Genomic DNA, 24,196 nt, shown 5'->3' with positions numbered 1-24,196 from the left:
CCTCAGAGTCCCAGGATCGTGCGGGCGATGATCTGGCGCTGGATCTCGTTCGACCCGCCGTAGATCGAGGCCTTGCGCAGGTTCAGGTAGGTCGGGGTCGTGTGGTGCGTCCACTCCTCGAGCGCGCTGGAGCCGTCCGCGCCCGAGGCGATGCTGGCCGGGCCGGCGAGGTCGACCATCAGCTCGCTGACGGCCTGCTGCAGCTCGGTGCCCCGCAGCTTGAGGACCGACGAGGCGGGGTGCGGCTCGCCGTCGGTGGAGTTGGCGACCACCCGCAGGGCGGTCAGCTCGAGGGCGAGGAGGTCGTTCTCGAGGTCGGCGATGCGGGCGGCGGTGAGCGGCTCGGCGGCCCGGTCGCCGGCCAGCGACTTCGCTCGCGCCAGGACCCGCTTCGTGGTGCCCACGGGGGCGACGCCGACGCGCTCGTTGCCGAGCAGGAACTTCGCGATCGTCCAGCCGCTGTTCAGCTCGCCGACCAGGTTCTCGCCGGGCACGCGGACGTCGTCGAACCAGACCTCGTTGACCTCGTGGCCGCCGTCGATGAGCTCGATGGGGCGCACGGTGAGACCGGGGGTGGTCATGTCGATCAGCAGCATCGAGATGCCGGCCTGCTTCTTCACGTCCGGGTCGGTGCGCACGAGCGTGAAGATCCAGTCGCCGTACTGGCCCAGCGTGGTCCAGGTCTTCTGCCCGTTGACCACCCAGTCGTCGCCGTCGCGCACCGCGGTGGTGCGCAGGCTCGCCAGGTCGGAGCCGGCGTCGGGCTCGGAGAAGCCCTGGCTCCACCAGATGTCGAGGTTCGCGGTCCTCGGCAGGAAGCGCTCCTTCATCTCCTGGCTGGCGAACTGCGCGAGCACCGGTCCGATCATGCTGGCGTTGAACGCCAGCGGGGTCGGCACCCCGGCGCGCTGCATCTCCTCGTTCCAGATGTGGCGCTGCAGGTCGCTCCAGTCCCGGCCGCCCCACTCGGTGGGCCAGTGCGGCACGGCCAGCCCGGCCCCGTTGAGCGTCTGCTGGCTCTCGACGATCTGCTCCTTGGTGAGCTCGCGTCCTTCGATCACCGTGCGGCGGATGTCCTCGGACACCTCGGTGGTGAAGAAGGTGCGCATCTCCTCGCGGAACTTCTGGTCCTCGGCGGACAGGGCAAGCTGCATCCGACGTACCTCTCGGTCGGGGGGCGCCTCGCGGCGCGGGGGCGGGTCGTCTCCATCATGGCCCCTGGCGCCGCCTCGTGGGGCACCCCCTGGCGGTCCGGTTCCCGGGGCGTGGCGGTGCGCCCACCCGGGGTTGGTGCCGGCGCCCAAGCCGGCGCGGGTCTAGACCTCGACGGCGATCTCGTCGCCCAGGCGGGCTCCCCGGCGCAGCTCGAGGTCGTCACCGGACCAGAACGTGCCGGGGTCGTAGCAGTTGCTGGGCAGGTCCGCGTCCAGCAGCCCCATGGCGGCGTACGACGATGCCACGACCTCGGCGCAGTAGGTCAGCTCGGCCGGTGCGGCGCGGCGAACCCGGCCCCGGGCCCAGCGACCGACCAGGGCGGCGGTGCTGGGGAACGGGGTGCCGTCGAGGCGGGCGATGCTGCGCAGCAGGGCGTCCTCCATCGTCGGGGTGATCTCGACGTCGAGCTGGCGCAGCCACGCGTGCTGCTCGTAGCGGCCCGACCACTGCTCGACGGCGGCGCGCAGGTCGTGCAGCTGCACGCCGCGCTGGTGCTTGCCGGTCCACACGTCCACCAGCCCCTTGCCGAGCTCGGCGTGCCACATCAGCGGCGGCAGGTCGTCGAGGACCACCGCCATGCCGACGTGGTTCACCGGGGCGTTGGTCAGCACCCGGATCGCGTGGTCGGCGGCGGAACGGCCGCGGAAGAGCCACAGGTCCCCGGTCCGGGTCAGGTCGACGGCCTCGTCGAGGCCGATCGTGGTGCCGGCCCGGTGCGCCGAGCGACGCGACGGGCCACGGTGCCGGGGGTGATGGTGCTCCATGGTGGGAGAGTCTGGGGCATGAGAGCGAGCAGGGTGTGGAAGGCGTTGGGCGTGGCCGGTCTGGCCGGCGTGGCCGCGACGGGGGTGGTGGTGGCGCGCGACCAGCGCCGGCGCAGCGGGCTGTCCCCGGACGAGGTGCGCGCCCGGCTGCTCGAGCGCGTCGCCGCAGCCGACGCCGCGCGTCGGGAGCCCGGCACCCACCAGCGCTGACCCGGGTCGTCACTGACCGAGCATCGCCCCGACGCGTTCGCGGCGGAAGCCGGGGAAGACGACGGCGGGGGAGGCGTCGGTGCGGGCGGCGACGACCTCCGCCAGCACCGAGCGGTAGTCCGTCGTCACGCCCAGGTCGGCGTCGGCGGAGCTGCGCAGGCCCGGCCAGGTCCCGTGGTATCCGCCGCGCACACCGGCGCCGGCCAGCATCATCACGGTGCCCCAGCCGTGGTCGAGACCGCGGTCGGAGTTCTCGGCCACCCGACGACCGAACTCCGAGATCGTCACCAGCGTGACCCGGTCCGCCAACGGTCCGAGGTCCTCGAAGAACGCGGCGATCGACCGGGCCAGGCTGTCGGCCTCGCGGCGCATCCGGCCGCGCTCGAGGGTGCCGACGTCGGTGTGCATGTCCCAGTCGCCGTGGTCGACGCTGACCAGCGACACCCCCACGTCGCCCCGCAGCGTGCGGGCCACCGAGGCCAGCGCGCCGCCCAGGTCGTCGTCGGGGTATGACGTGCGGCGGTCCGGCTGGCGCCGGGCCGGCTCGAGGTCGCCCACGGCCTGCATGGCCGAGCGGAACGCACGGCCCATCGGGGTGCCCGAGGCGCCCCACATCCGCTCGAGCGAGCGGACCCGGGCACCCGCCGGGTCCCACTTGTCGTTGCCGGCGATGCCGGCCGACTCCAGGGAGCGGAAGCCCATGACCGGTTCCGGGCCGAAGAGCGAGGTGGGCACGGCTGCACCGCCGGCGGCCAGGCCCTGCAGCGGTGAGGAGCCGGGCAGCTCACCCAGGAGCCGGTTCAACCAGCCCACCCGCTCGGGCGACCCGGGGTCGGCGTCCTCGATCGCCTCCATGGCCGCGAAGTGCGAGCGGTTGACCACCGGGAGCCCCGCCGCGTGCACGGTGGCCAGCCGACCGGCCTGCCACAGCGGCAGCAGCGGAGCCAGCGCCGGGTGCAGGCCGAAGAAGCCGTCGCGGGCCAGGAGCCGCTCGGCCGGCACGGCGATGCTCGGCCGCGCGGCGTAGTAGGCGGGGTCGCCGTGCGGCACCACCAGGGAGAGGCCGTCGGCGGCCCCGCGCAGCGACAGCACGACCAGGACCGACCCCGGGGCGGCGCCGTCCGGGCTGCTCGCCGCGGCGACCGGGCCGGCGGTGCTGACGACGGCCGAGCCGACGCTCCAGGCGAGGCCGGTCGTACCGAGGCCGCGCAGGAAGCCGCGGCGGGACAGGGCGGCGTACTCGGGGCAGCCGCAGGGGCCGCCGGCCCCGGTGGGTGGGAGAGCGGTCACGGCGTCCTCAGCGGTGGTAGTGCACGGGGTGGTCGAGCAGCACCGCGAGCAGCCGGTTGAACTGCCAGGCCAGCAACCGGTGGTCCTCGGTGATGCGTTCGTCGGGGCGCGTCTCGACGGCCGCGCAGGCCGCCCGCAGCAGTGCGCGGTCGGAGCGCCGTCCGTGGACGGCACGCGAGAGGTGGTCGACGAGGTCGCGGAACTCGATCGGCAGCCGCGGCACCCAGTCCTGCGGGGACTGCCAGGTCACGCCCTTCTTGGGCCACCAGCCGCCGGCCAGCGACCAGTGCACGTCCATCGACGCCAGCGCGCGTCGGGGCGAGGCCCACGGGTCGCCGTGCAGCGGGGGGCCGTCGGGCCGGGGCCAGGCCCCGGGCCGCAGCCCGACGGCGTCGCTCTGCCACAGCACCGAGTTGGCGGCGTGGTCGCCGGCCAGCGGGGCCACGACCTCGGCGCCCAGGGCGCGGTAGGAGGCCACCACGTCCTCGGCGGGGTCGCGCAGCTTGACGCCCTTGGCGCGGCGGAAGTCGCGGGTGCGCACGAGGGCCCGCAGCACCGGCGCGATGGCGGTGTCGTGGTCGAGGTAGACCTGTGCGAGCTCGTCGACCACCTGCTCGGAGGGGGTGTCGCTGATGAACTTCACCGCGAGCTTGCGGGCGATGCGCCGCGCGGTGGCGGGGTGGTGGGCCAGGTGGCGCAGGTAGCGACGCGTCAGCCGGCGCCCGTCGGGGTCGGTGTTGTCGTCGCGGAAGTCACCGACCACCACGGGTCCGGTGAAGTGGTCCTGCGGCGAGTACGTCGCTGCCCAGGTGCGCCACAGGTCGACCCGCCACCCGGTGAGGATGCGGGCGGAGCCCTTGACGTCGGCCTCGGTGTGCTGGCCCAGGCCGACGGTGTGCAGCTCGAGCAGCTCCCGGCCGAGGTTCTCGTTGGGGCGCTCCTTCGACGAGGTCGCGTTGTCGAGGAAGATCAGCATCGCCGGGTGCGTGATCGCCTCGACCAGCAGCTCGTCGAAGCGGCCGAGCGCGTGGCGGCGCACGACGTCGCCGTACGACGCGCGCCACACCGCAGGGGAGTCGCCGTTGACCGGGACGTGCAGGTGCGCCTCCCAGAACTCCGTCATCACCTCGTGCACCTGGTGCGTTGACGTCATCCGGCGCACGAGCAGGCGGCGCGCGTAGTCGGCCATCACCTCCCACGTGCCCCGGACCTCCTCAACCTGGCGGCGCCACACCGTGGCCGCGTCGAGGTGCAGGTCGGGCCACCAGTCGCACAGGGCCGCGTCGGCCTCGGCGTCGTAGGGCCGCTCGAGCTGGGCGTCGAACCACGCGAGCCCGCCGCCGGCCCGGGTGATCGACTCGACGAGCCCGGGGGTCAGTCCGTACGAGAACCGCAGCGCCAGGTGCCGGGCGTTGCCCCCGAGGGTGGGGGTCGCCCGGAACCGGCCGGGGGCGTACGTCGAGGGCACGGGGGGCCTCTTCTCGGGCTCGGGGGGCTCAGGGCGGCAGGGTGGTGCGAGGCGGCGGCATCGGGGGATGGCGTCGGCCTCAACTGTGCGGCGCGGCGCGCCGTTGCGGGAGGGCCGGACGGGCGTTCCGACCGGTCGTCGGCGACTTCTGACCGACCGTCGCCCGGCATAGTCCGAACGGGCTACGTCGGCGCTGACCCGCGGCCGCTAGGGTCACGTGAGCCCACCGACCTCAGGAGCACCCGTGTCCGAGCAGCACCCCGCCCAGCAGCCCCCGCCCCCGCCGCCCTACGGCCACGCGCCGCAGGCCCACGGACAGATGCAGCCCCTCGGCGCCGGTCCGGTCGGCGAGGTGCGCGGGACCGGGGTGGCGATCCTGCTCTACTTCGTCACCTTCGGCATCTACGGCATCTACTACTGGTTCAAGGTGCACGAGGAGATGAAGCGCCACACGGGCCAGGGCATCGGCGGCGTCGTCGCCCTCGTGCTCGCGCTCTTCGTGGGCATCGTGATGCCCTACCTGACCTCGTCGGAGGTCGGCACCATGCAGGAACGGGCGGGCCGCAAGCGCACGGTCAGCGCCGTGACGGGTCTGTGGTACCTGCCCGGCATCTTCATCCTGGTCGGGCCGTTCATCTGGTTCGTCAAGACCAACGGGGCGCTCAACGAGTACTGGGAGTCAGTCGGCGCGCGCCGCTGACGCCAGGTCCCACAGCCGCCGGCTGCTCGGCACCAGGTCGAGGTCGCGGTCGGCCCCGATCCGGTCGACGCTGGCCATGAGCTCCCCGATCCGGCGGGCGAGCTCGTCGTCGTCACCGTCGCTGCCGTAGAAGGCGTGCACGTCGTGCACGGCTGCAGCCGGGAACAGCTCCTCGACCAGCGCCGCCACGGACTCGTCCTCGGGGGCGACGTCGCCGAGCGCCGCCACGCAGATGTTCTGCACGTAGCCGCTGGTGGCCTGGGTCCGGATCGCCACTCCCGTGTGGTCGATCAACCAGCGCTGCAGCCAGGTGCCGCGGTCCAGGTCGGCGGGCGGGCGGAGCACCGCGACGTTGGCCAGCTCCTCGGCCCGGGTGCCGTCGTAGCGCTCGCGCGGGTCGAGGCGCCGACGCTCGTCGACGACCCAGCCCGAGACCGGGCCCACGTGGCCGGCCACGACGTCGGCGACCGCGCCCGGCTCGCGGGCCGGGTCGAGCCACACGCTGAGCACCGCGGTGACCGGTGCGGCCGTGCTCAGGCGCAGGGCCGCCTCGACGTGCTGGTCATCGGTGTTGAGCTGCACCCGCAGCGCCCCGGCGCTCGCGAGCTCCTCGCGCAGGGTGGGGCTGCTCAGCGGGGCAGGGTCGGCCCGCACCACGAACATGGTCTTGGCCGTGCCCGCGGGCAACCAGGTCGTCATGCGCGGCAGCCTAGGTGAACCGTGGCCGGTGGGTGCTCAGAGTCCCGGCAAGGCGTGCAGCAACCCCCGCACGAGGTCGTACGTCGCCCGGTCGGCCGCCGCGACGAGGCCCGAGGGGGCCTCGGCCTGGGGTCGGTAGGGCTCGCCGTCGAAGGTGCCGAGCACCCCGCCGGCCTCGCTGAGCAGCAGCGAGCCGGGTGCGTGGTCCCACGGCTTGGTCTTGCGGTAGAGCGCGTAGTCGGCGCCGCCCTCGACCACGCGCGGGTAGTCGACCCCGCAGCAGACCCAGGTCAGCTCCAGTGCGCTCAGGGTGCCCAGGGCGCGCCCGATCCAGCTGCGGCGCGAGGTGACGCCGCGCAGCGCCGCCCCGACCGGCGGCCGGGTCAGGCGCTGGCCGTTGCGCCAGGCGCCCTGCCCGCGCTCGGCGACGTACGCCGCGCGGTGCTGCGGCTGCCAGATCCAGCTGCGCTCGACGACGCCCCCGCGCAGCTCCGCGATCATCATGGCGTGGTCGGGCGAGCCGCGCACGAAGTTCTTCGTGCCGTCGACCGGGTCGACCGTGAACGCGTGGTCGGCGCCGGCGAAACGCTCCAGCACCGAGGTGTCGTCCTCGGCGGCCTCCTCGCCCAGGACGACCGCGTGCGGGTACTCGCGCTGCAGCACCTCGGTGAGGCGCACCTCGGCCTCGCGGTCGGCCACCGTGACGAGGTCGCCGGGGTTCTTCTCGATCACCTCGGCGTCGGCGAGGCTGCGGAAGCGCGGCTCGACGACCTCCTCGCCCACGGTCCGGAGCAGGGTCAGCACGTCCTGGGTCTGCACGGCTCGACCGTACGACCCCGACCTCAGGCGGACGCGAGCAGGTCGTCGGCGGGCAGCGGCACCAGCCGCTGGTCGGTGGCCAGGTGGACCACGTCGGTGCCCAGCCCCGCCCGCCGGCAGGCCAGCGTCAGCTCGCGGGCCCACGCACGGTCGGTCGCGTCCGGGCCGTGCCGCCCCGGCCGGCTGCGCAGGAAGACCCACCGTCCCGAGGTGCCGCCGACGTCGAGGCACAGCGCGGTGAGCGAGTCGAGGTGCTCGGGCACCGGGTCGCCGTCGCAGTCCTCGATCTCGAGCAGGCCGGGCACGGGGCGGCCGTCGGGGTCCAGGCGCAGCGTCCACGTCGAGCTGCGGGAGAAGCCGAGCTCGCCCATCAGCGCCTGCCACAGGTGCAGCAGGTCGGACTGGGTGTGCACGACCGGGCGCAGCGGGGCGCCGGAGGGGAGCGGGAACATGGGTTCGGGTGTGGTGTCCATGCCGCCCAGGTTGACCCGGTCGCGGCCGGTCCGCGACCGCTCCTCCACAGGCCCGGCGCGTCCACAGCCTGCGGGGCCCGGCCTTGACGACGAGGGCCGGGAGGGTGGTGGACCGGTCCGGCTCAGAGCACGGAGCGGTAGACCTCGACGGTGCGCTCCGCGATCGCCGGCCAGCCGAAGGAGGCCACGGCCCGGGCGCGACCGGCCCGGCCCATGGCGGCGGCGCGGTCGGGGTCGCCCACCAGGGAGGTGAGCGCCTCGGCGAAGTCGGCGACGTACCGGTCGGGGTCGAGCGGGGTGCCGCTGCCGTCGTCGGCCTGGTCGATCGGGACCAGCAGGCCGGTGGCCTCCGTGGGTCCGACGGTCGACGGGTCGACCACGACCTCGGGGATGCCCCCGGTCGCGGTGGCCACGACGGCGGTCTCGCAGGCCATCGCCTCGAGGTTGACGATCCCGAGCGGCTCGTAGATCGAGGGGCACGCGAAGACGGTCGCGGCGCTGAGCAGCGCGACGACGTCAGCGCGCGGCAGCATGTCGCCGATCCACACGACGCCGTCGCGACCCGCGCGCAGGTCGCTGACCAAGGACTCCACCTCGGCCATGATCTCGGGGGTGTCCGGGGCGCCGGCGCACAGCACCACCTGGACGTCGGGCGGGAGGGCCGCGACCGCGCGCAGGAACAGCGGCAGGCCCTTCTGCCGGGTGATCCGACCCACGAAGACGACCGACGGGCGGTCGGGGTCGACGCCCAGGCGCCGGACCCGGTCGGGGTCGTCGACCCTGGACCACCGGGTGGTGTCGATGCCGTTGTGCACGGTGTGCACGCGCGCGGGGTCGATGGCGGGGTAGGAGCGCAGCACGTCGGCGCGCATCGCCGCGGAGACCGCGATGACCGCCGCGGCACCCTCGTACGCCGTCCGCTCCATCCACGAGGAGAGCCGGTAGCCGCCGCCGAGCTGCTCGGCCTTCCAGGGCCGCAACGGCTCCAGCGAGTGGGCCGAGACCACGTGCGGCACGTCGTGCAGCAGGCCGGCCAGGTGCCCGGCGAGGTTGGCGTACCAGGTGTGCGAGTGCACCAGGTCGGTGCCCGCGCACCCGGCGGCCATCGCGAGGTCGACGCCCGCCGTGCGCAGCGTCGCGTTGGCGTCCTCGAGGCCGGCGAGGTCGGCGTAGGAGGAGGTCAGCGGCTCGTCGCGGGCGGCGCCGAAGGCGTGCACCCGGGTGGTGAGGTCGTCGCGGTCGCGCAGCGCACGGACCAGCTCGGCGACGTGCACTCCCGCGCCGCCGTAGATCTCGGGCGGGTACTCCTTGGTCAGCACATCGACTCGCACGGGATCGAACCTACCCGCCCCGGCGCTCGCCCGTGGATGTCGGCGTGGCGTGCGTCACAGGCAGTACGGTGATCCCATGAGCTCCTCGGCGCGCAAGAAGGTCCTCGCGATCGTGCTGGCCGGTGGTGAGGGCAAGCGGCTGATGCCGCTGACCGCCGACCGCGCCAAGCCGGCCGTGCCCTTCGCCGGGATCTACCGCCTCATCGACTTCGCGCTGAGCAACGTCGTGAACTCCGGCTACCTCAAGGTCGTGGTGCTCACCCAGTACAAGTCGCACAGCCTGGACCGGCACGTGTCGCAGACCTGGCGGATGTCCACGCTGCTGGGCAACTACGTGACACCGGTGCCCGCCCAGCAGCGGGTCGGCAAGCACTGGTACCTCGGCAGCGCCGACGCGATCTTCCAGTCCCTCAACCTGATCCGCGACGAGAAGCCCGACATCGTGGTGGTCGTGGGCGCCGACCACGTCTACCGGATGGACTTCGCGCAGATGGTCGAGCAGCACGTCGAGAGCGGCGCGGGCTGCACGGTCGCCGCGATCCGGCAGCCGATCGGGATGGCCGACCAGTTCGGCGTCATCGACGTGCAACCCGACGAGCCGTCGCGCATCCGCGACTTCTTGGAGAAGCCCACCGACCCCATCGGCCTGCCCGACAGCCCCGGAGAGGTGCTGGCCTCGATGGGCAACTACGTCTTCGACGCCGACGCCCTGGTCGAGGCCGTGACCCGTGACGCCACGACGACCGGGTCGTTGCACGACATGGGCGGCGACATCGTGCCGTCCTTCGTGCGCCGCTCGCAGGCGGGCGTCTACGACTACAAGGACAACGTCGTGCCCGGCGCCACCGCTCGCGACAAGGGCTACTGGCGCGACGTGGGGACCCTGGGCTCCTACTACGCGGCCCACATGGACGTGGTCTCCCCGCTGCCGGTCTTCAACCTCTACAACTTCGACTGGCCCATCTACACCTCCTACGGCCCGCAGCCGCCGGTCAAGATCGTGCAGGGCGCCGACGGCACCCCGGGCGTGACCGACGAGGCGGTGCTCTCGCCCGGCGTCGTGGTGACCGGCGGTCACGTGACGCGCTCGGTGCTGTCCCCGGCGTGCTGGGTCGACAGCGGCGCCGAGGTGACCGGCTCGGTGCTGCTCAACGGGGTGATCGTCGGCGCCGGTGCCGTCGTGCGCAACGCGATCCTGGACAAGTTCGTCGTGGTGCCCGCCGGGGCACGGATCGGGGTGGACCCCGAGGAGGACCGGGCGCGCGGCCTGATCGTGCAGGACGGGTTGACCGTGATGGGCAAGGACCAGCAGCTGCCGGTGCGCTAGCCCGCTGCGGGCGGGAGGACGCCGGCCGCGCGGGCCACCTCGGCGTACGCCTCGGCGAGCGTCGCGACCGTCTCGTGGGCGTTGAGGCCCGAGGGGTTGGGCACCACCCACAGCTCGCTGTCGGCCAGCGGCCGGGGCTGCCGGCCGACCTGCGCGCGGGGGAGCCCGAACGCGGTCCGGTACGCCGTCACGCCGGCCACCGCGACCACCCGCGGTCGCACCTGCGCCACGAGCGCGCGCAGCCTCGCGCCGCCCTCGAGGAGCTCGTCGCGGGACAGCTCGGAGGCCTTCACCGTGGCGCGTCGCACGAGGTTGGTGATCGCGATCCCACGGCGCCGCAGCACGTCGCGCTCGGCCTCGCTCATCCCCGCCGCCGGGTCGACCGGCTCCTCGAGCACCCCGGCGCGCAGCAGCGCGGGGTAGAACCGGTTGCCGGGGTGGGCGAAGTGGGTGCCGGTGGCGGCGGTCCACAGTCCCGGGTTGATGCCGACGAACATCAGCCGGACGTCGGGGCCCAGCAGGTCGGGCACCTCCGCGTCGCGGAAGGACTCCAGCTCGGCACGCGAGAACGATCGACCCACGCCCCGACCCTCCCACGCCCCGCCCACCCGGCGCAGATGTCCCACCCACTCGGCGTGGATCGGCCGGTCGAGGCGGGAACCGGGACGGCCCGGCTACCGTCGCAGGGTCATGCGACGTCTCGGAGCACTCCTACCCCTCCTGCCCGTGCTGCTGCTCGGTCCGACCCTGGTCGGCTGCGGGGAGGAGTCCGCCGGGCCGAGCCGGGCCGCGGACAGCACCGCGTCGGAGCCGACGGTCCTGCGGCACCGGCTGGTGACCGCGACCGAGAGCGGCGACGGCCCCGACACGCACGCCGTCGCGCTCGAGGGCACGCGAGCCCTGGACGCGTTCGTGGCCGGGTTCTCCGACGGCCTGGCCCGCGAGGTCCGGTCCGCGGCCACCGACCTCGAGGTCCGGGACGGGGAGCAGCTGGCCGGTCAGGTCGTGGCGGTGGGCTGCGACGAGCCGAGCGGGGTCGAGGCCCTCGCCGCGGAGGGCGGGGTGGTCCTGGAGCCCGGGCCGGTGCCCAGCCCGGGCCGGCAGTGCCTGGCCGCCATGACCACGGTCGCGCTGGTGGTGCTCGAGGAGGGCGTGAGCCTCAACGCCTCGTGACGACCACGCCGTTGGCCACCGGGCGCAACGAGCCGTCGGACGGCGAGTTCTGCACCTGCAGCGAGCCGTCCTCGCGCGCCACCATCGTGCTGGACCCGCCACCGTCGAGGTTGAGCGCCTCGTCGGCGCCGAGGTCCATCATCATGTGCGCGAGCTCGACCATCGTGTGGCCGCGGCTGGTCGACTGGCGTCCGTCGACGACCAGGAGCAGCACCTCGTTGGTGTCGCGGTCGATGCCGATGGCGGTGCGCGGGTGCATCTCGGCGTCGTCGACGACCTGGATGACGCCGTCGTCGATGAGGAACTTGCTGCCGGTGATGACCATGGAGGGTCGCCCGCGCAGCGACCACCGCACGGTCGCAGGGCCGGTGCGCAGCTTGCGCAGCTGCTTGGCCCCCTCGCCGCGACCGATGAGCACCAGGCCTCGGACGGGCTTCCCCGGACGCAGCCTGGCGCGGTTGGCGACCACCCTGCCGTCGCGCACCACCACCATCCGCACGTCCTTCTGCTGGCCCTGCGTGGCGGCGTACCCGGGTGAGCTGCCCCAGCGCGAGGTGTAGACGCCGATGCCGCCGGGCGCGACGAAGTGGGAGTTGAAGTTGGTGATCTCGGCGCCGGGACGCTCGGCGATCTTCCCGCGCAGGTTCACCTCGCCGACCTGCGCGCGGCCCTTCCTGGTCAGGAAGAACGCCGAGTTCCACCCGGACGCCCGACCGTTGAAGAGACCGCGGGGCGCCGAGCGGCCCACGCCGAGCGGAGCGCCGGTGCGACCGATGTCGAAGAAGTCGCCGTTCACGGCCGCCAGCGCGCCGCGGGCGCGGGCCAGGTCCAGGACGTCGTCGGTCGAGGCGACCGTGGTGGGGCTGGCGTAGTCGAGGCGCAGGGAGCGCTCGTCGAGGTCGACGCTGAGCAGGTGCGCGCGGACCGGGCCGCGGGCGTCGGTCTCGCTCCACGACGTGTAGCGCACCCCCGGAGCGATGCGGCGCTTCTCCAGCACCACGCGCGTGCTCGGTTCGTCGTCGTACGCCCGCACCCGCGGGGCCAGCCGGCCGCGGACACCGTCGGAGCTGTGCGGACCGTCGGCTCCGGCGTGGGCCGGAAGGCCGGGGTCGACGCGGCGCGCGGGGTCGGTCGAGTCGGCGACGGCGGGCGCGCCGAGACCCGCGAGCACGAGGGCCAGGGCGAGGAGGGGGGTCCGAGAACGGGGGAGCACCGGCTCAGGCTACGGGCGCTCGAGGAGCGTCCGGCGCAGGTGCACCACCGTGTCCTCGAGCAGGATGGCGCCGGGCGTGCGGCTGCCCATGCCCACGAAGGTCTCGCTGAACGGGCTGGCCAGCAGGTAGAGGTTCTGCCCGGCGGGCACGTCGACGCCCACGGCCGGAAGCGGGATGCGGCGCCGCTCGCCGGCGACCGGCAGCGGCTCGCGCAGCGGCAGCACGTTGTTCTGCACCAGCCGCGCGTTGAGCGGGGAGGTGCCGATCGCGAGGCCGTAGAACGCGCGGTTCTCGACGCCGACCGAGGTCACGTCGGCGGTCAGGTACGCCGAGCCCGCCACGGTGACGGGGCCCTCGGCGACGAGCGTCCCGACCGGGACGCCCGCGGCGGCCGAGGTGGCCACGGTGCCGATCTCGACGCTGTGGTTGGGGCGCTCGGAGCGGGTGGTGAGGCACCCGTCGGTCGGCGTCGCGACGTGCAGCCGGCCGTAGCCGCCCAGCCCGGTGCGGCGCCCGCGCAGCTGCTCGTCGAAGAACCGGATCGTGAGCTGCTCGAAGTCACCCCCGGCGAGCGCGGCGCTGCAGGGGTCGGAGGTGATCGAGACGCCCATGGGCAGGACGGCCGGCAGCACGTGGCCACCGTTGTAGCCCACGAAGATGCTGTCCCGACGAGCGCGCGGCGTCAGCGCCGTGCGCCAGTTCTCCAGGCCCTCCTGCAGCGGGAACAGTCCGTCCGTGGTGCCTTGGCCGAACAGCACGGGGATGTCCAGGCGGCGGCCCTTCGAGACGTGCCAGGCGGGCCCGTTCCTCTCCATGAACGAGACCATGTCCTCGGTGCCGGGCACCGATCCGTCGGGCCACTCGCCGAGCGCAGCCCCCTCCAGGAGCGCCTTGTAGACGTTCGGGGGGAGCGCGTCGTCGGGCACCGAGGCGGCGCTGAGCAGCAGCGCCCACTCGGTGCGCACCACGCCCTCCGGCGCCAGGCTGCTGGACAGGTCGTTCCAGGTGATCTGCGGGGCGAGGGCGTCGAAGACGGGGCGGCCCTTCGTGCGCAGCGACTCGAAGGCGCCCAGGAACTGGTAGCCGCCGCCGTAGGAGCCGCCGATGGCGCCCAGGCGCGGGTCGCCCTTGCGGTCCTGCTGCACCCACCGCATCCGGCTCACCCGCCGGACCAGGCGGCGTACGTCGTGGCCCTCGAAGGCGGGGGCCTCCACGTGCGCGTGGCCGCCGGAGTCGCCCCAGCCGCGCTGGTCGAAGGAGAGCACGCCGTAGCCGGCGTCGGTGAAGGCGCTCACCGCCGCCGGATCGGTGGTGCGCGACCCGCCCCAGCCGTGGCTCGAGAGGATCATCGGCACACGGTGCCGCGCGCCGGCCCCGGCGGGGCGGAAGACGGTGAAGCAGATGTCGACCGGCTCGGTCGTGCCCGGTTCCGGGACGCTGCGCACGCAGCCGTCGGTGGCGCGCACGCCCGGGACGGCGTACGCCGACGGGGCGCCCGGCCCGCCGAGGGCGGTGAGCCCCAGGGTGGCCAGCGTGGCGGCCGCGGTGGCCAGGGCGGTGAGTCGACGCATGTGTGCTCCCGGTGGATGGTGACGACCGGCACAACGAGTGCCACGGGCCGGGGTCACGCAGGAGCTGACCGGTGGGTGGTGCAGAAGTGACCGGTCGATGGTGCAGAAGTGACTGCTCGGCCGGCGGTGGGGGGTGGGGGATCAGCAGTCCACGGCGCCGAGGCGGGCCAGGCCCTCGAGGTCGCCGGCGCCGAGCTCGCTGCGCACCAGGTTGCCGCCGTACATCAGCTGGGTGTCGTCGTCGACGTGGCCCAGGCCCAGCACGTGCCCGAGCTCGTGGGTGATGATCGCGCGCATCGCCTGCTCGCCGCCGCGCTGGCCCGCGAGCCGGTCGAAGGTGTCGGTGTCGAGGGCGATCATGCCCGCCACGAACCACTCTGGCCCGACCTGCCGGGACTGCCAGGCGCTGCCGCCGAGCCCGGCGACGTCGCCGGCCAGGGCGGGCGTCTCGTCGGCGTCGGACCAGCCGATCAGCACCGGGCTCGCACGACCGGCGGCCACCGAGCGCTGGTCGAAGTCGCGGTCGTCGGTCTGGCCCTGGTCGTCGAAGACGAACCCCGAGGCCTCCTCGACGTCCGCGATCGACTCCTCGACCAGCTCCGCCCACACCGCCGGCGCGCCGTCGGGGTTGACGACGTAGGGGATCGGCTTGCACGGCGACCAGGTGACCGGGCCCTGGCCGCGGGGCTGCATGCGCACGAACTCGTAGGCCCCCTCCCCGTCGCCGATGCCGACGATCTCGGCCAGCCGCTGGTTGCCGCCGACCAGCTCGCGCACCCGGTCACCGGTGGCGCCGGGGTCGCGCAGCACCACCAGGGAGGCCAGGACCAGTGCGACCAGCAGGCCGGGCAGCACCGGGCCGTGCGTGCGCCGCGGCCGACGGGCGCCGCTCGGCCCCGCCGGCATCGGCACGGGCCCGCCGGAGCGGTAGAGCTCGCCGTGGGTCGGACCGGCCCCGCCGGCCTCGAAGGCGGAGGGGTCGAACGCGTCGAGGTCGGCCAGGCGGCGCTCCATGTCGCGCACCCAGCGCTGCTGGGCGCGCCGCTGGGCACGCTCCTGCGCGCGCCGCTGCCAGAATCCCACGCCACCATGATCCAGGACCCCTGGTGACGGGCCGAGCCGGCGCAGATATCCCACCGAGTCGGCGCAGATGTCCCGGTGCTCGGGGCTAGGGTCGGGCCGTGGGCACCTGGAACACCGTGGTCGAGGGGGACAACCTCGATGTGCTCCGAGATCTCGCGGTCCAGGAGCGGGTCTTCGACCTGGTCTACATCGACCCGCCGTACAACACCGGCAACGACTTCGCCTACAGCGACGACATCCGCGGGGACGCCGCGACGTCACGCCACCAGGCGTGGGTGGCGATGATGCGCCCGCGTCTCGAGGCGGCCCGCGGGCTGATGGCCCCGACCGGCGCGCTCTTCGCCAGCATCGACGACCACGAGGCGGCGCACCTGCGGCTGCTGCTCGACGAGGTCTTCGGCGAGGCGTCGTTCGTCGCGCAGGTGGTCGTCAACCTCAACCCCAAGGGGCGCCAGCTGGGGCGCGGCTTCGCGACCAGCCACGAGTACCTCCTGGTCTACGCGCGCGACCCGGGGCGGTGCGTGCTCGACACCACCAGCGCCGAGACGGTCGACGAGCGCGACTTCGCGCTGCTCCACGAGCCCAGCGGTCGGCGCTACCGCGAGCTGCCGCTGCGCAACACCAACAAGAAGTTCAACCCGGTCACGGCGCGCACCCTGCACTTCACCGTCTGGGGCGACCCGGTCACCGGCGAGGTGCGCACCGAGCGGTTCGGCGCGGCCCAGGAGATCAGCCCGGTCTTCGGCGACGGACGGCCGGCGGTGTGGCGGTGGAGCCGTCCGCTGATCGACCAGCGCACCGACGACCTGGTCTGCCGCACCGTGCGCGGCCGGGCGGGGGACCGCATCGACGTCTTCCAGCGCGACTGGCTGCACCCGGGGCGGCGCAAGAAGCTCAGCACCATCTGGCTCGCCGAGGAGGTCGGGTCCACCGACACCGGGGTCGCCGAACTCAAGGAGCTCGTGGGTCACGTCTTCGAGTCGCCCAAGCCCACCGGGCTGCTGCGGCGGGTGCTGATGACGATGCCCGACGACGCGGCGGTGCTCGACTTCTTCGCCGGCAGCGGCACGACCGGTCACGCGGTCGCGATGCTCAACGAGGAGGACGGTGGCACCCGCACCTGCCTCAGCGTGAACTCCGCCGAGCCGACCCGACCCGGCTCCAACGCCGACGCGGCCGGGCTGGCCACGGTCGCCGACATCACCCGGGCGCGCCTGCGCGCGGTGGCGCAGCGCCACGGCGGCGGACTCGTCGAGGAGACCCTGGGCTGAGGTCGCGGGCCGAGGGCCGGCTCAGGCCACCCCGGCGGCCCGCTCCAGCGCCACCACCTCGTTCTCGAGATGGCCCAGCAGCCGCTGCAGGTGCGGGACCGTGCGCCGGCAGCCGGTGAGCCCGAAGGCCATCTGCCCGTCGTACGACGTGCAGGTGATGTTGAGCGCCATCCCGTTGATGGGGATCGACAGCGGGTAGGTGCCCACCAGTCGCGCGCCGTTCCAGTAGTGGGTGGTGCGCGGGCCGGGCACGTTGCTGATGATCAGGTTGTACGGCGGGCGCACGATGCCCTGCATCCGCAGCAGCGGCGCCAGGATCATCGGGGCCTGTCCCAGGGCGCTCATCGCCATGATCTGCACCGGGGTCATCGACGAGAGCGCCTCCTTGCCGGCAGCCATCGAGTCGTGGATCGCCCGGAGCCGCTCGCCCGGGTCGGAGCGGTCGGTGGCCAGCTGCACCATCACCGCGCCGACCGCGTTGCCGCCGTCGGCGGAGGCGTGCTGCGACTGCTTGGCGTTCAGCCCGACCGGCACCATCGCGACCAACGGTGCGGCAGGCAGCGCGTCGAGCTCGATCAGGTAGGCGCGGATCGCGCCGCTGCACATCGCCATCACCACGTCGTTGATCGTCGTGCCGGTGGCCTTGCCGATCGCCCGCAACCGCTCGGTGGGCCAGTCCTCGGCGGCGAAGCGCCGGGCTCCGGTGATGCTCTGGTTGAAGATCGTGCGCGGGGCGTGGAAGGAGACCGCGGAGGTCTCGTTGCGCACGCCCTGGCTCAGGGTGCGCACCAGGGCTCCGGGCAGCCCGGCGGCCTCGGCGGTGAGACCGAGCGCGCTGCGCAGCGCCGAGATCGGGATGTCGGTGAGGCCGTGGCCGGGATCGGCGGCCGGGGGCGAGGAGCGGGGCTTCGACGGCGTCGCGGCCCACGGGGCCGGCATCCCGCGGCGGTCGGGGTCGGTGGACAGCACGCTCTGCAGCAGCCGCATCGCGGAGATGCCGTCGACCAGCGCGTGGTGGGTCTTGGTGTACAGCGCGACCCGGCCGTCCGCGAGCCCCTCGATGATGTGGCTCTCCCACAGGGGGCGCTCCCAGGCGAGCCGCGTCGAGTGCAGGCGCGAGCACAGGTCGAACAGCTCGCGGTAGCGACCGGGGGCGGGAAGCGCGCTGTGGCGCACGTGGTGGTGGGCGTCGAACTGCAGGTCGGGCTTCCAGACCAGCTGCCCGCCGGTGCGCACCGAGCGGTACGGGTGCTTGAGGAACAGGGGAGCGAGCTCGTCGACGTCGCTCATCGCCTCGTACATCTCGCGGATGTAGTCGTCGCCGGCCCCGTCCGGCTTCTCGAAGAGCTGCAGCCCGCCCACGTGCATCGGCATGTTGCGGTTCTCCGCGAGCAGGAAGCCGGTGGACGTGGGATCGATCGGTGAGACCACGGTGAGCCTTTCTCGGGCGGACGCTGGCGGGCCGCCGCCCCCCAGGGTGACGAGCGCCACAGGGGAGAAGGTACGCCGCCCCCGCCCACCGCGGGCCATCCCGTGTCCACACCGTGGCCCGCAGCGGGGGTCGTCCCCAGCCGGCGGCGGCCCCGGCCCAGCGGGCCGTGGGCTGCCTAGCGTCCTTCTCGAGCACCGGACCTGCCGGTGCCGGACCCCTCGGGAGCGACCCATGACCTCGACCACCCAGCAGGACCCGACCCGTCGCGAGAGCCGCCCTTTGCGTCCCGGAGCCGGTCGCCGGCTGCTGCTCGCCCTCGGCGCCGGAGCCAGCGCCACCGTCCTGGTCGTCGGCGCGGCCCAGGTCAGCGGAGCGGCCCCGGACACCAAGGCCCCGGCCCCGGACACGATCGTGAAGGTGACCGGCAACGCCGACAGCGGCTTCGGGATCGCGCACTACGACGGCTCCACCCAGTTCCCGCCCACCACGAGCGAGGCGATGGCGGAGTGCCAGGAGTACCCCAAGAAGATCGGTCGGGTGCGCTGCCGCAAGGAGACCCAGGTCTGGTACCGCGACCTGGCCGACCTCAAGCAGGCGATCAAGTACGCCCGCCGGGCGGGCTGAGGGCCGCCCAGGTGGGAGGATCGCCCCATGGAGGGGCGATCGATCGACGCGATCTGGAATCGCGGACTGGCGCGGGGCCGCTCGTCCTACCGGGGCCGGGTGGCCCGCTGGAAGTCCAAGCGCTGGCACATCGCCCAGAGCTCGGTCGCGGCGGCGGTGGCCTGGTTGATCGCCAGCGAGGTGCTGGGCCACGACGTGCCGGTCTTCGCCGCCGTCGCCGCGGTGGTCAGCCTGGGCACGTCCTACGGCCAGCGGCTGCGTCGCGTCGTCGAGGTGACCGTGGGGGTCGCGCTCGGGGTGTTCCTGGCCGACCTGCTCGTGGCGACGCTCGGTGCGGGCTGGTGGCAGCTCGGCGTCGTCGTGGGTCTGGCGATGTCGGTCGCGCTGCTGCTCGACGGCGGCACGATGCTGCTGAGCCAGGCCGCGATCCAGGGCGTCTTCGTGGTCGGTCTGCTGCCCGGGGCGGGGGCGTCGCTGACCCGGTGGACCGATGCCCTGGTCGGCGGAGCCGTGGCCCTGGCGGCTGCGACGCTGGTGCCCTCCGCCCCGCTGCGCCGCCCGCGCGAGCAGGCGGCGGTGGTGCTGCGCAAGCAGGCCGAGCTGCTGCGGGGAGCGGCGGACGTCATCCTCGACGGCGACGCCGAGCGCGGGCTCGAGCTGCTCGCCGACGCGCGCTCCACCGACCCGTTGGTGCGGGAGCTGAAGGCGGCGGCCGACGAGGGGATGGCGGTGGTGGCGTCCTCGCCGTTCCGCGTGCGGCACGGACCCGGGATCCGGCGGATGGTCGACATGGTGTCCCCGATGGACCGGGCGATCCGCAGCACCCGGGTCCTGATGCGCCAGGTCGCGGTCGCGGCCTACCACCGCCGACCCGTCCCCGCGTCGTACGCCGCGCTGGCCAATGACCTCGCCCACGCGGTCGACGTGGTCGCGGCCGAGCTCGACGCCCACCAGGTCCCGGTCGCGGCCCGGTCGTTCCTCGTGCGGGTCGGGCTGGACACCGGGCGGGTGGAGCGCTCCCCGGAGATGACCGGCGACGTCGTGCTGGCCCAGCTGCGCTCCATCGTCGTCGACCTCCTGATGCTCACCGGGATGGACCAGCTGGAGGCGACCGACGCGCTGCCCCCACCGCCCCGCTAGACGTGCGCGGAACGACATGGTCAGAAATTCGGGTCGCACCCGCATCCTTTGACACGATCGCCCCATGCTCGAACCGCGTGAGGCGAACCTGACCATCGACCTCTGCCTGCGGGTCGGGGAGCTGCTGCTCTCCTCGGGTGCGGGGGCTGCGGACGTCACGGCGACCATGCAGGGTCTCTCGCGCGAGCTGGGCATGCGGCACGCCGAGATCGACATCACCTTCACGTCACTGGCGATGTCGTACCAGGCGGACCCCGAGGAGCCGGCGCTCGGTGCGTCCCGCCAGGTCAACCACCGTGCCATCGACTACGACCACCTGACCCAGGTCGACCACCTCGTGCGCCGGGTGCTGGACGGCGACCTGGACGTCCGCGAGGCGCGCACCGAGCTGGCCCGGATCGTCTCCACGGGTCACGACCGGCGGCGGTCCATGATCACGGCCGGGTGGGGCCTGATGTGCGGCGGCGTCGCGATCCAGCTCGGCGGCGACCTGGTCGTCATCGCGCTGGCGATCGTGTCGTCGGTCCTCATCGACCGCATCCAGCTGCGCATGCAGCGCCGGCGGATGCCGTCGTTCTACCAGCAGGTCGTGGGCGGCGGGGTCGCCACGCTGCTGGCGCTGGGCGTGGGGGCCACCCCGCTGCCGGTCAACGTGTCGCTGGTCGTGACCGCCAACATCATCATGCTGCTGGCCGGGATCGGTTTCATGGGTGCGCTCCAGGACGCGCTGACGGGGTTCTACGTCACCGCCTCCGCCCGGCTGCTGGAGGCCTTCCTCGCCACGGCGGGCATCATCGCCGGCGTCACCGGCGGCCTGAGCGTGGCCACCGTGCTCGGCGTGCGGATCCCGCGGCTGGAACCGGGCGTGGCCAACCTCCAGACGCTGGGCATGCTGGCCGTCGGGTCGGCCATCGCGGCTGCGACCTTCGCGTACGCGACCTATGCACCCCGACGGATCCTGGCGCCCATCGCGCTGGTGGCCGGTCTGGCGATGCTCATCAGCCGGGTGATCGAGCTCGCGGACGTGGGTCGGGCCTGGTCGGTGGGCGTGGCGGCCGTCTTCGTGGGTCTGGTCAGCTTCACGGTGGCGGGACGGATCCGGGTCCCGCCGCTGGTGGTCGTGGTGCCCGCGATCGTGCCGATGCTGCCCGGGCTGCTGATCTACCGCGGGCTGACGTTGCTGTCCGAGGGGGGCAGCGCCACCTCGCAGGGCCTGCTCGCGATGGCCGGGGCCATCTCGGTGGCGCTCGCGCTGGCCAGCGGGGTGATCCTCGGTGAGTACATCGCGCAGCCGCTCAAGCGGGAGGCCGCACGGGTGGAGGCGCGTCTCTCCGGTCCCCGCCTGGTCGGCCCGGTGCATGCGGCGAGCAGCACCCGTCGCCGTCGCCGCAAGCGCGCCGAGGCCGCACGGGAGGCGGAGGCCGAGGCCGAGGTCGAGGCCGACGAGCTGGGCTGACCCGGGCGACGGGTCGGGGCCCTCAGCCGTGCGCTCGGGCGAGCTCGGCGAGCCACCGCTGCGCGTGCCCGTCGTACGGCGCCGCCTCGGCCAGCACCTGCTCGTGCACCAGGGCACACCACTCACGAGCGGCGCCGACCACGTCGGCGGGGTAGTCGAGGGCGACCCGGTGCTCCTCGAACTCGTCCTCGTCGTCGACGTAGACACGACCCTCGGCGGTGCGCACCACGTCGAGGTCGAGGTCGACCGAGCGCAGGACGGGGCCGTCCCACGCGGGCGGGGTGGCCACGTCGACGTAGACCGAGGCCCACAGGCCCGGGGCGTGGAACGTGGCGGCGTACCAGCCGGTGCGCGGGGCCAGGGTGACGGTGTCGACCTCGGAGACGAACCGGGCCCCCGGGCGCTCGTGCACGGTGCCGGCGCGCACCCCGATCCACTCGCCCCACGCGTCCGCGCCGAGCAGCAGCCCGTCGAAGGACCAGTGGGCACGCCCGCCCCACTTGCTCATCTCGACGCGGACCGGTCGCGGCTCAGACAACCGTGACGTCCTGGGGCAGCACCCGCTTCGCGCTGCGGGCGACGAGGTCCTGGTAGCGCGAGCCGGTGAGCTTGGCCAGGTGGTGCAGCGCGTGCGCGTCGACGCCCACCAGCACCCGCGCCTGGTTGCGGGTGATGCCGCGCACGATGATGGAGGCGGCCTTCTCCGGGGTCATCCGGGCCAGCTTCTCGTCGAACAGCCGAGCGGTGCGCGCCTGGTCCTCGCGCGCCGAGACGCGGGCGTTGCGGGCGATGGCGGTCTTGATGCCGCCGGGGTGCACGCAGGTGACACCGACCGGGTGGCCGGCGACCAGCATCTCCTCGCGCAGCGCCTCGGTCATCCCGCGCACGGCGTACTTGGCCGCGTTGTACATGCTCTGGCCGGGCATCGAGATCAGCCCGAACAACGAGGAGATGTTGACGACGTGGCCGTCGCCGGAGGCGATGAGGTGCGGCAGGAACGCCTTGGTGCCGTGGACGACGCCCCAGAAGTTCACGCCGATGATCCAGTCGATGTCTTCGTACTCGAGGTCGACGAGGTTGCCGGCCAGGGCGACGCCGGCGTTGTTGACCACGACGTTGACCCGTCCGAAGTGCTCGACGACGGTGGCGGCGTAGGCCTCGAAGGCGGCGCGGTCGGCCACGTCGAGGCGGTCGCCGCGCACCGCGAGCGCGCCGGCGGCCCGGGCCAGCTCGACGGTGCCGGCGAGGCCGGCCTCGTCGACGTCGCTCAGCGCCAGCTGGGCCCCCCTCCCGGCGAGGTCGAGGGCGAGGGCCCGGCCGATGCCGGATCCGGCCCCGGTGATGACGACGACCTTGTCGCGCAGGTTCTTCATGCGGTGACTGCCTCTCGGGTGGGGTGGGAGTGCTCCGCGGCCACGGCGTAGGCCGCGACGTCGAAGCGGGCGAGCTGGCGACGGAAGGTCACCGTGGTGCGTGGCCACAGCGTGGTGTTGCGGCCGTGCTCGTCGAGGTACCAGCTGGCGCAGCCGCCGGTGCTCCACACGGTGCGCCGCATCCGGTGCTGCAGGTCGTCGTTGAAGACGGCGGTGGCCTGCTCGGTGGGCTCGACCGTGGCGTAGCGGTGAGTGCGCATGGTGGCGATCGCGTCGCGCAGGTAGCCGACCTGGGCCTCGATCATCAGCACCATGCTGGAGTGCCCCAGCCCGGTGTTGGGCCCGACGAGGACGAACAGGTTGGGGAACTCCGGCACCGTGGTGCCCTTGTACGCCGACATCCCGGTCTCGGCCCAGCGATCGGCGACCGTGCGGCCGGTTCGCCCGCGGACGTGGTGGGCGAAGGGCAGGTCGGTCGCGGTGAACCCGGTGGCCACGACCAGCACGTCGACGGGGCGCTCGGTGCCGTCCGCGGTGACCACGGCGTTGCTGCTCACCCGGGTGATGGGGTCGGTGACCAGCTCGACGTTGTCGGCGGCCACCGCGGGGTAGTAGGTGTTGGAGATCAGCACCCGCTTGCAGCCCAGCTCGAAGGTGGGGGTCAGCCGCTCGCGCAGCTGCGGGTCGCTGACGGCGTCGCGCAGGTTGGCCAGGGCTGCCCGCTTGGCCGGGAAGGCGATCCGGGCATCGACGGTGAAGGCCGGGACGTAGGTCTCGCGCGCCCAGTAGATGGCGTGGCGGTAGAGCTTCTGCAGCCCGGGGACGTGGCGCAGCGCGGCCTTCTCGGGAGCGGAGTAGCGGCGGTCGTGGCGGGGGAGCACGTAGGGCGCGGTGCGCTGGTAGAGGTCGAGGTGCGCGACCTGCTGCTGCAGCTCGGGGACGATCTGGATGGCGGAGGCCCCGGTCCCGATGACCGCGACGCGCTTGCCGGCGAGGTCGACGCTGTGGTCCCAGCGGGCGGAGTGGAAGACCTCGCCCTCGAAGTCTGCGAGCCCCTCGATGTCGGGCAGCCTCGGCTCGGAGAGGCTGCCGGCGGCCATCGTGAGCGTGCGCGCGGTCCAGGTGGTGGGGCCGGTCGGACCCTCGGTGCTGACCTGCCAGCGCTGGGCGGCGTCGTCCCAGGTCGCCCCGGTGACGGCGGTGTCGAAGACGAAGCGGTCCAGGGTGCCGGACTCCCGGGCGACCCGCTGCAGGTAGGCCTGGATCTCCGCCTGGGGTGAGAAGGACATGGACCAGTCGGGGTTCGGCGCGAACGAGAAGGAGTAGAGCTGGCTGGGCACGTCGCAGGCGGCGCCGGGGTAGGTGTTGTCCCGCCAGGTGCCGCCGACGTCGCTGCCCTTCTCGACGACGACGACGTCGTGCTCACCGTCCGCGGCGAGGCCGATGGCGGCGCACAGCCCGGCGAAGCCGGCGCCGACGACGAGGTGGTCGACGCTGCGGGTGGCCGGTGCGCCGGCCGACGCGGGAGCGGTGGAGGTCATGAGCACAAAGTATTGAAGTTAT

Annotated in this window: 24 protein-coding genes; 8 read left to right on the top strand and 16 right to left on the bottom strand. The window is 73.6% G+C overall.

The genetic code is table 11. From position 1 onward, the window contains the following. Positions 1 to 2 precede the first annotated feature (2 nt). Positions 3 to 1,154, bottom strand: coding sequence for an acyl-CoA dehydrogenase family protein (locus tag I601_RS02065; RefSeq protein ID WP_068105797.1), 1,152 nt, complete (start codon positions 1,152 to 1,154; stop codon positions 3 to 5). Between the two features lie 162 nt (positions 1,155 to 1,316). Next, positions 1,317 to 1,979, bottom strand: coding sequence for a hypothetical protein (locus I601_RS02060; RefSeq protein ID WP_068105794.1), 663 nt, complete (start codon positions 1,977 to 1,979; stop codon positions 1,317 to 1,319). Positions 1,980 to 1,997: 18 nt separating this feature from the next. Between I601_RS02060 and I601_RS02055 the strand changes: the two genes are divergently transcribed. Continuing rightward, positions 1,998 to 2,189, top strand: coding sequence for a hypothetical protein (locus I601_RS02055; RefSeq protein WP_068105791.1), 192 nt, complete (start codon positions 1,998 to 2,000; stop codon positions 2,187 to 2,189). Positions 2,190 to 2,198: 9 nt separating this feature from the next. Here I601_RS02055 and I601_RS02050 read toward each other — a convergent pair whose 3' ends face one another. Then, the gene (locus I601_RS02050) at positions 2,199 to 3,479 is read right to left on the bottom strand and encodes a DUF1501 domain-containing protein (RefSeq protein ID WP_068105788.1); all 1,281 of its coding nucleotides are present in this window, start codon (positions 3,477 to 3,479) and stop codon (positions 2,199 to 2,201) included. 7 nt (positions 3,480 to 3,486) lie between these two features. Next, complete coding sequence (locus tag I601_RS02045; RefSeq protein WP_068105784.1) at positions 3,487 to 4,947, bottom strand: DUF1800 domain-containing protein; 1,461 nt, start codon at positions 4,945 to 4,947, stop codon at positions 3,487 to 3,489. Between the two features lie 244 nt (positions 4,948 to 5,191). Between I601_RS02045 and I601_RS02040 the strand changes: the two genes are divergently transcribed. Next, positions 5,192 to 5,647, top strand: a complete 456-nt coding sequence (locus tag I601_RS02040) for a DUF4234 domain-containing protein (protein WP_218917735.1) — start codon at positions 5,192 to 5,194, stop codon at positions 5,645 to 5,647. Here the strand turns inward: I601_RS02040 and I601_RS02035 are convergent. From I601_RS02035 to glgA, 4 genes are all read right to left on the bottom strand, one after another. After that, positions 5,627 to 6,346 (bottom strand): hypothetical protein, encoded by a 720-nt coding sequence (locus I601_RS02035; protein ID WP_218917734.1) that lies wholly within the window; start codon positions 6,344 to 6,346, stop codon positions 5,627 to 5,629. The genes I601_RS02040 and I601_RS02035 overlap by 21 nt on opposite strands. Positions 6,347 to 6,382: 36 nt before the next feature. After that, the gene (locus tag I601_RS02030) at positions 6,383 to 7,165 is read right to left on the bottom strand and encodes an inositol monophosphatase family protein (RefSeq protein WP_068105781.1); all 783 of its coding nucleotides are present in this window, start codon (positions 7,163 to 7,165) and stop codon (positions 6,383 to 6,385) included. Between the two features lie 23 nt (positions 7,166 to 7,188). Beyond that, positions 7,189 to 7,638, bottom strand: a complete 450-nt coding sequence (locus tag I601_RS02025; protein WP_157519842.1) for a hypothetical protein — start codon at positions 7,636 to 7,638, stop codon at positions 7,189 to 7,191. Positions 7,639 to 7,760: 122 nt separating this feature from the next. After that, positions 7,761 to 8,969 carry a glycogen synthase gene (gene glgA / locus I601_RS02020; RefSeq protein WP_068105777.1) on the bottom strand — a complete coding sequence of 403 codons (1,209 nt, stop codon included), beginning with the start codon at positions 8,967 to 8,969 and terminating at the stop codon, positions 7,761 to 7,763. 76 nt (positions 8,970 to 9,045) lie between these two features. On the opposite strand from glgA, the gene I601_RS02015 reads away from it, so the two are divergent. Beyond that, the gene (locus I601_RS02015; protein WP_068105775.1) at positions 9,046 to 10,296 is read left to right on the top strand and encodes a glucose-1-phosphate adenylyltransferase; all 1,251 of its coding nucleotides are present in this window, start codon (positions 9,046 to 9,048) and stop codon (positions 10,294 to 10,296) included. Here I601_RS02015 and I601_RS02010 read toward each other — a convergent pair. Next, on the bottom strand, positions 10,293 to 10,877 hold the full coding sequence (locus tag I601_RS02010; RefSeq protein WP_068105773.1) for a mismatch-specific DNA-glycosylase: 585 nt from the start codon (positions 10,875 to 10,877) through the stop codon (positions 10,293 to 10,295). The genes I601_RS02015 and I601_RS02010 overlap by 4 nt on opposite strands. Before the next feature lie 109 nt (positions 10,878 to 10,986). Here I601_RS02010 and I601_RS02005 point away from each other — a divergent pair, with 109 nt between their 5' ends. Further along, on the top strand, positions 10,987 to 11,469 hold the full coding sequence (locus I601_RS02005; RefSeq protein ID WP_157519840.1) for a hypothetical protein: 483 nt from the start codon (positions 10,987 to 10,989) through the stop codon (positions 11,467 to 11,469). Here the strand turns inward: I601_RS02005 and I601_RS02000 are convergent. From I601_RS02000 to I601_RS01990, 3 genes are all read right to left on the bottom strand, one after another. After that, complete coding sequence (locus tag I601_RS02000; protein ID WP_068105769.1) at positions 11,456 to 12,682, bottom strand: phosphodiester glycosidase family protein; 1,227 nt, start codon at positions 12,680 to 12,682, stop codon at positions 11,456 to 11,458. The genes I601_RS02005 and I601_RS02000 overlap by 14 nt on opposite strands. 9 nt (positions 12,683 to 12,691) lie before the next feature. Then, positions 12,692 to 14,254, bottom strand: coding sequence for a CocE/NonD family hydrolase (locus I601_RS01995; protein ID WP_068105767.1), 1,563 nt, complete (start codon positions 14,252 to 14,254; stop codon positions 12,692 to 12,694). A gap of 141 nt (positions 14,255 to 14,395) precedes the next feature. Further along, on the bottom strand, positions 14,396 to 15,337 hold the full coding sequence (locus I601_RS01990; RefSeq protein WP_068105756.1) for a matrixin family metalloprotease: 942 nt from the start codon (positions 15,335 to 15,337) through the stop codon (positions 14,396 to 14,398). Positions 15,338 to 15,435: 98 nt separating this feature from the next. Here I601_RS01990 and I601_RS01985 point away from each other — a divergent pair, with 98 nt between their 5' ends. Next, positions 15,436 to 16,608, top strand: coding sequence for a site-specific DNA-methyltransferase (locus I601_RS01985; RefSeq protein ID WP_068105755.1), 1,173 nt, complete (start codon positions 15,436 to 15,438; stop codon positions 16,606 to 16,608). Between the two features lie 21 nt (positions 16,609 to 16,629). On the opposite strand, the gene I601_RS01980 is transcribed toward I601_RS01985, so the two are convergent. Then, complete coding sequence (locus tag I601_RS01980) at positions 16,630 to 18,039, bottom strand: WS/DGAT/MGAT family O-acyltransferase (RefSeq protein ID WP_084527033.1); 1,410 nt, start codon at positions 18,037 to 18,039, stop codon at positions 16,630 to 16,632. Positions 18,040 to 18,271: 232 nt separating this feature from the next. Here I601_RS01980 and I601_RS01975 point away from each other — a divergent pair, with 232 nt between their 5' ends. From I601_RS01975 to I601_RS01965, 3 genes are all read left to right on the top strand, one after another. Continuing rightward, entirely contained in the window at positions 18,272 to 18,664 is a 393-nt protein-coding gene (locus I601_RS01975; RefSeq protein WP_157519838.1) for a hypothetical protein, read from the top strand. A 27-nt stretch (positions 18,665 to 18,691) separates the two neighbouring features. After that, complete coding sequence (locus I601_RS01970; RefSeq protein WP_068105754.1) at positions 18,692 to 19,804, top strand: FUSC family protein; 1,113 nt, start codon at positions 18,692 to 18,694, stop codon at positions 19,802 to 19,804. 64 nt (positions 19,805 to 19,868) lie between these two features. Beyond that, the gene (locus I601_RS01965) at positions 19,869 to 21,260 is read left to right on the top strand and encodes a threonine/serine exporter family protein (RefSeq protein WP_068105753.1); all 1,392 of its coding nucleotides are present in this window, start codon (positions 19,869 to 19,871) and stop codon (positions 21,258 to 21,260) included. A 22-nt stretch (positions 21,261 to 21,282) separates the two neighbouring features. On the opposite strand, the gene I601_RS01960 is transcribed toward I601_RS01965, so the two are convergent. From I601_RS01960 to I601_RS01950, 3 genes are read right to left on the bottom strand one after another with little or no spacing between them, the layout of a single operon-like run. Next, on the bottom strand, positions 21,283 to 21,798 hold the full coding sequence (locus I601_RS01960; RefSeq protein WP_157519836.1) for a ribonuclease FAU-1 family protein: 516 nt from the start codon (positions 21,796 to 21,798) through the stop codon (positions 21,283 to 21,285). Beyond that, entirely contained in the window at positions 21,791 to 22,633 is an 843-nt protein-coding gene (locus I601_RS01955) for an SDR family NAD(P)-dependent oxidoreductase (RefSeq protein WP_068105745.1), read from the bottom strand. The genes I601_RS01960 and I601_RS01955 overlap by 8 nt, the downstream gene beginning before the upstream one ends. Continuing rightward, a complete protein-coding gene (locus tag I601_RS01950; protein WP_068105742.1) occupies positions 22,630 to 24,174 on the bottom strand; it encodes a flavin-containing monooxygenase in 1,545 nt (514 codons plus the stop codon). Before I601_RS01950 ends, I601_RS01955 begins: the two co-directional genes overlap by 4 nt. Positions 24,175 to 24,196: the final 22 nt, after the last annotated feature.

This window comes from Nocardioides dokdonensis FR1436, from assembly GCF_001653335.1.
Lineage (GTDB): Bacteria > Actinomycetota > Actinomycetes > Propionibacteriales > Nocardioidaceae > Nocardioides > Nocardioides dokdonensis.
The sequence above is the reverse complement of the archived record's forward strand: the minus strand, read 5'-3'. Positions and strand labels throughout refer to the sequence as shown.

Excerpts from the sequence above, each read along its gene's own strand:
- I601_RS01965 (WP_068105753.1), top strand. The coding sequence starts at position 19,869 with ATGCTCGAACCGCGTGAGGCGAACCTGACCATCGACCTCTGCCTGCGG.
- I601_RS02035 (WP_218917734.1), bottom strand. The coding sequence starts at position 6,346 with ATGACGACCTGGTTGCCCGCGGGCACGGCCAAGACCATGTTCGTGGTG.
- I601_RS01995 (WP_068105767.1), bottom strand. The coding sequence starts at position 14,254 with ATGCGTCGACTCACCGCCCTGGCCACCGCGGCCGCCACGCTGGCCACC.
- I601_RS01975 (WP_157519838.1), top strand. The coding sequence starts at position 18,272 with ATGACCTCGACCACCCAGCAGGACCCGACCCGTCGCGAGAGCCGCCCT.
- I601_RS02005 (WP_157519840.1), top strand. The coding sequence starts at position 10,987 with ATGCGACGTCTCGGAGCACTCCTACCCCTCCTGCCCGTGCTGCTGCTC.
- I601_RS02025 (WP_157519842.1), bottom strand. The coding sequence starts at position 7,638 with ATGGACACCACACCCGAACCCATGTTCCCGCTCCCCTCCGGCGCCCCG.
- I601_RS02060 (WP_068105794.1), bottom strand. The coding sequence starts at position 1,979 with ATGGAGCACCATCACCCCCGGCACCGTGGCCCGTCGCGTCGCTCGGCG.
- I601_RS02015 (WP_068105775.1), top strand. The coding sequence starts at position 9,046 with ATGAGCTCCTCGGCGCGCAAGAAGGTCCTCGCGATCGTGCTGGCCGGT.
- I601_RS01950 (WP_068105742.1), bottom strand. The coding sequence starts at position 24,174 with ATGACCTCCACCGCTCCCGCGTCGGCCGGCGCACCGGCCACCCGCAGC.
- I601_RS02055 (WP_068105791.1), top strand. The coding sequence starts at position 1,998 with ATGAGAGCGAGCAGGGTGTGGAAGGCGTTGGGCGTGGCCGGTCTGGCC.
- I601_RS02065 (WP_068105797.1), bottom strand. The coding sequence starts at position 1,154 with ATGCAGCTTGCCCTGTCCGCCGAGGACCAGAAGTTCCGCGAGGAGATG.
- I601_RS01955 (WP_068105745.1), bottom strand. The coding sequence starts at position 22,633 with ATGAAGAACCTGCGCGACAAGGTCGTCGTCATCACCGGGGCCGGATCC.
- I601_RS01970 (WP_068105754.1), top strand. The coding sequence starts at position 18,692 with ATGGAGGGGCGATCGATCGACGCGATCTGGAATCGCGGACTGGCGCGG.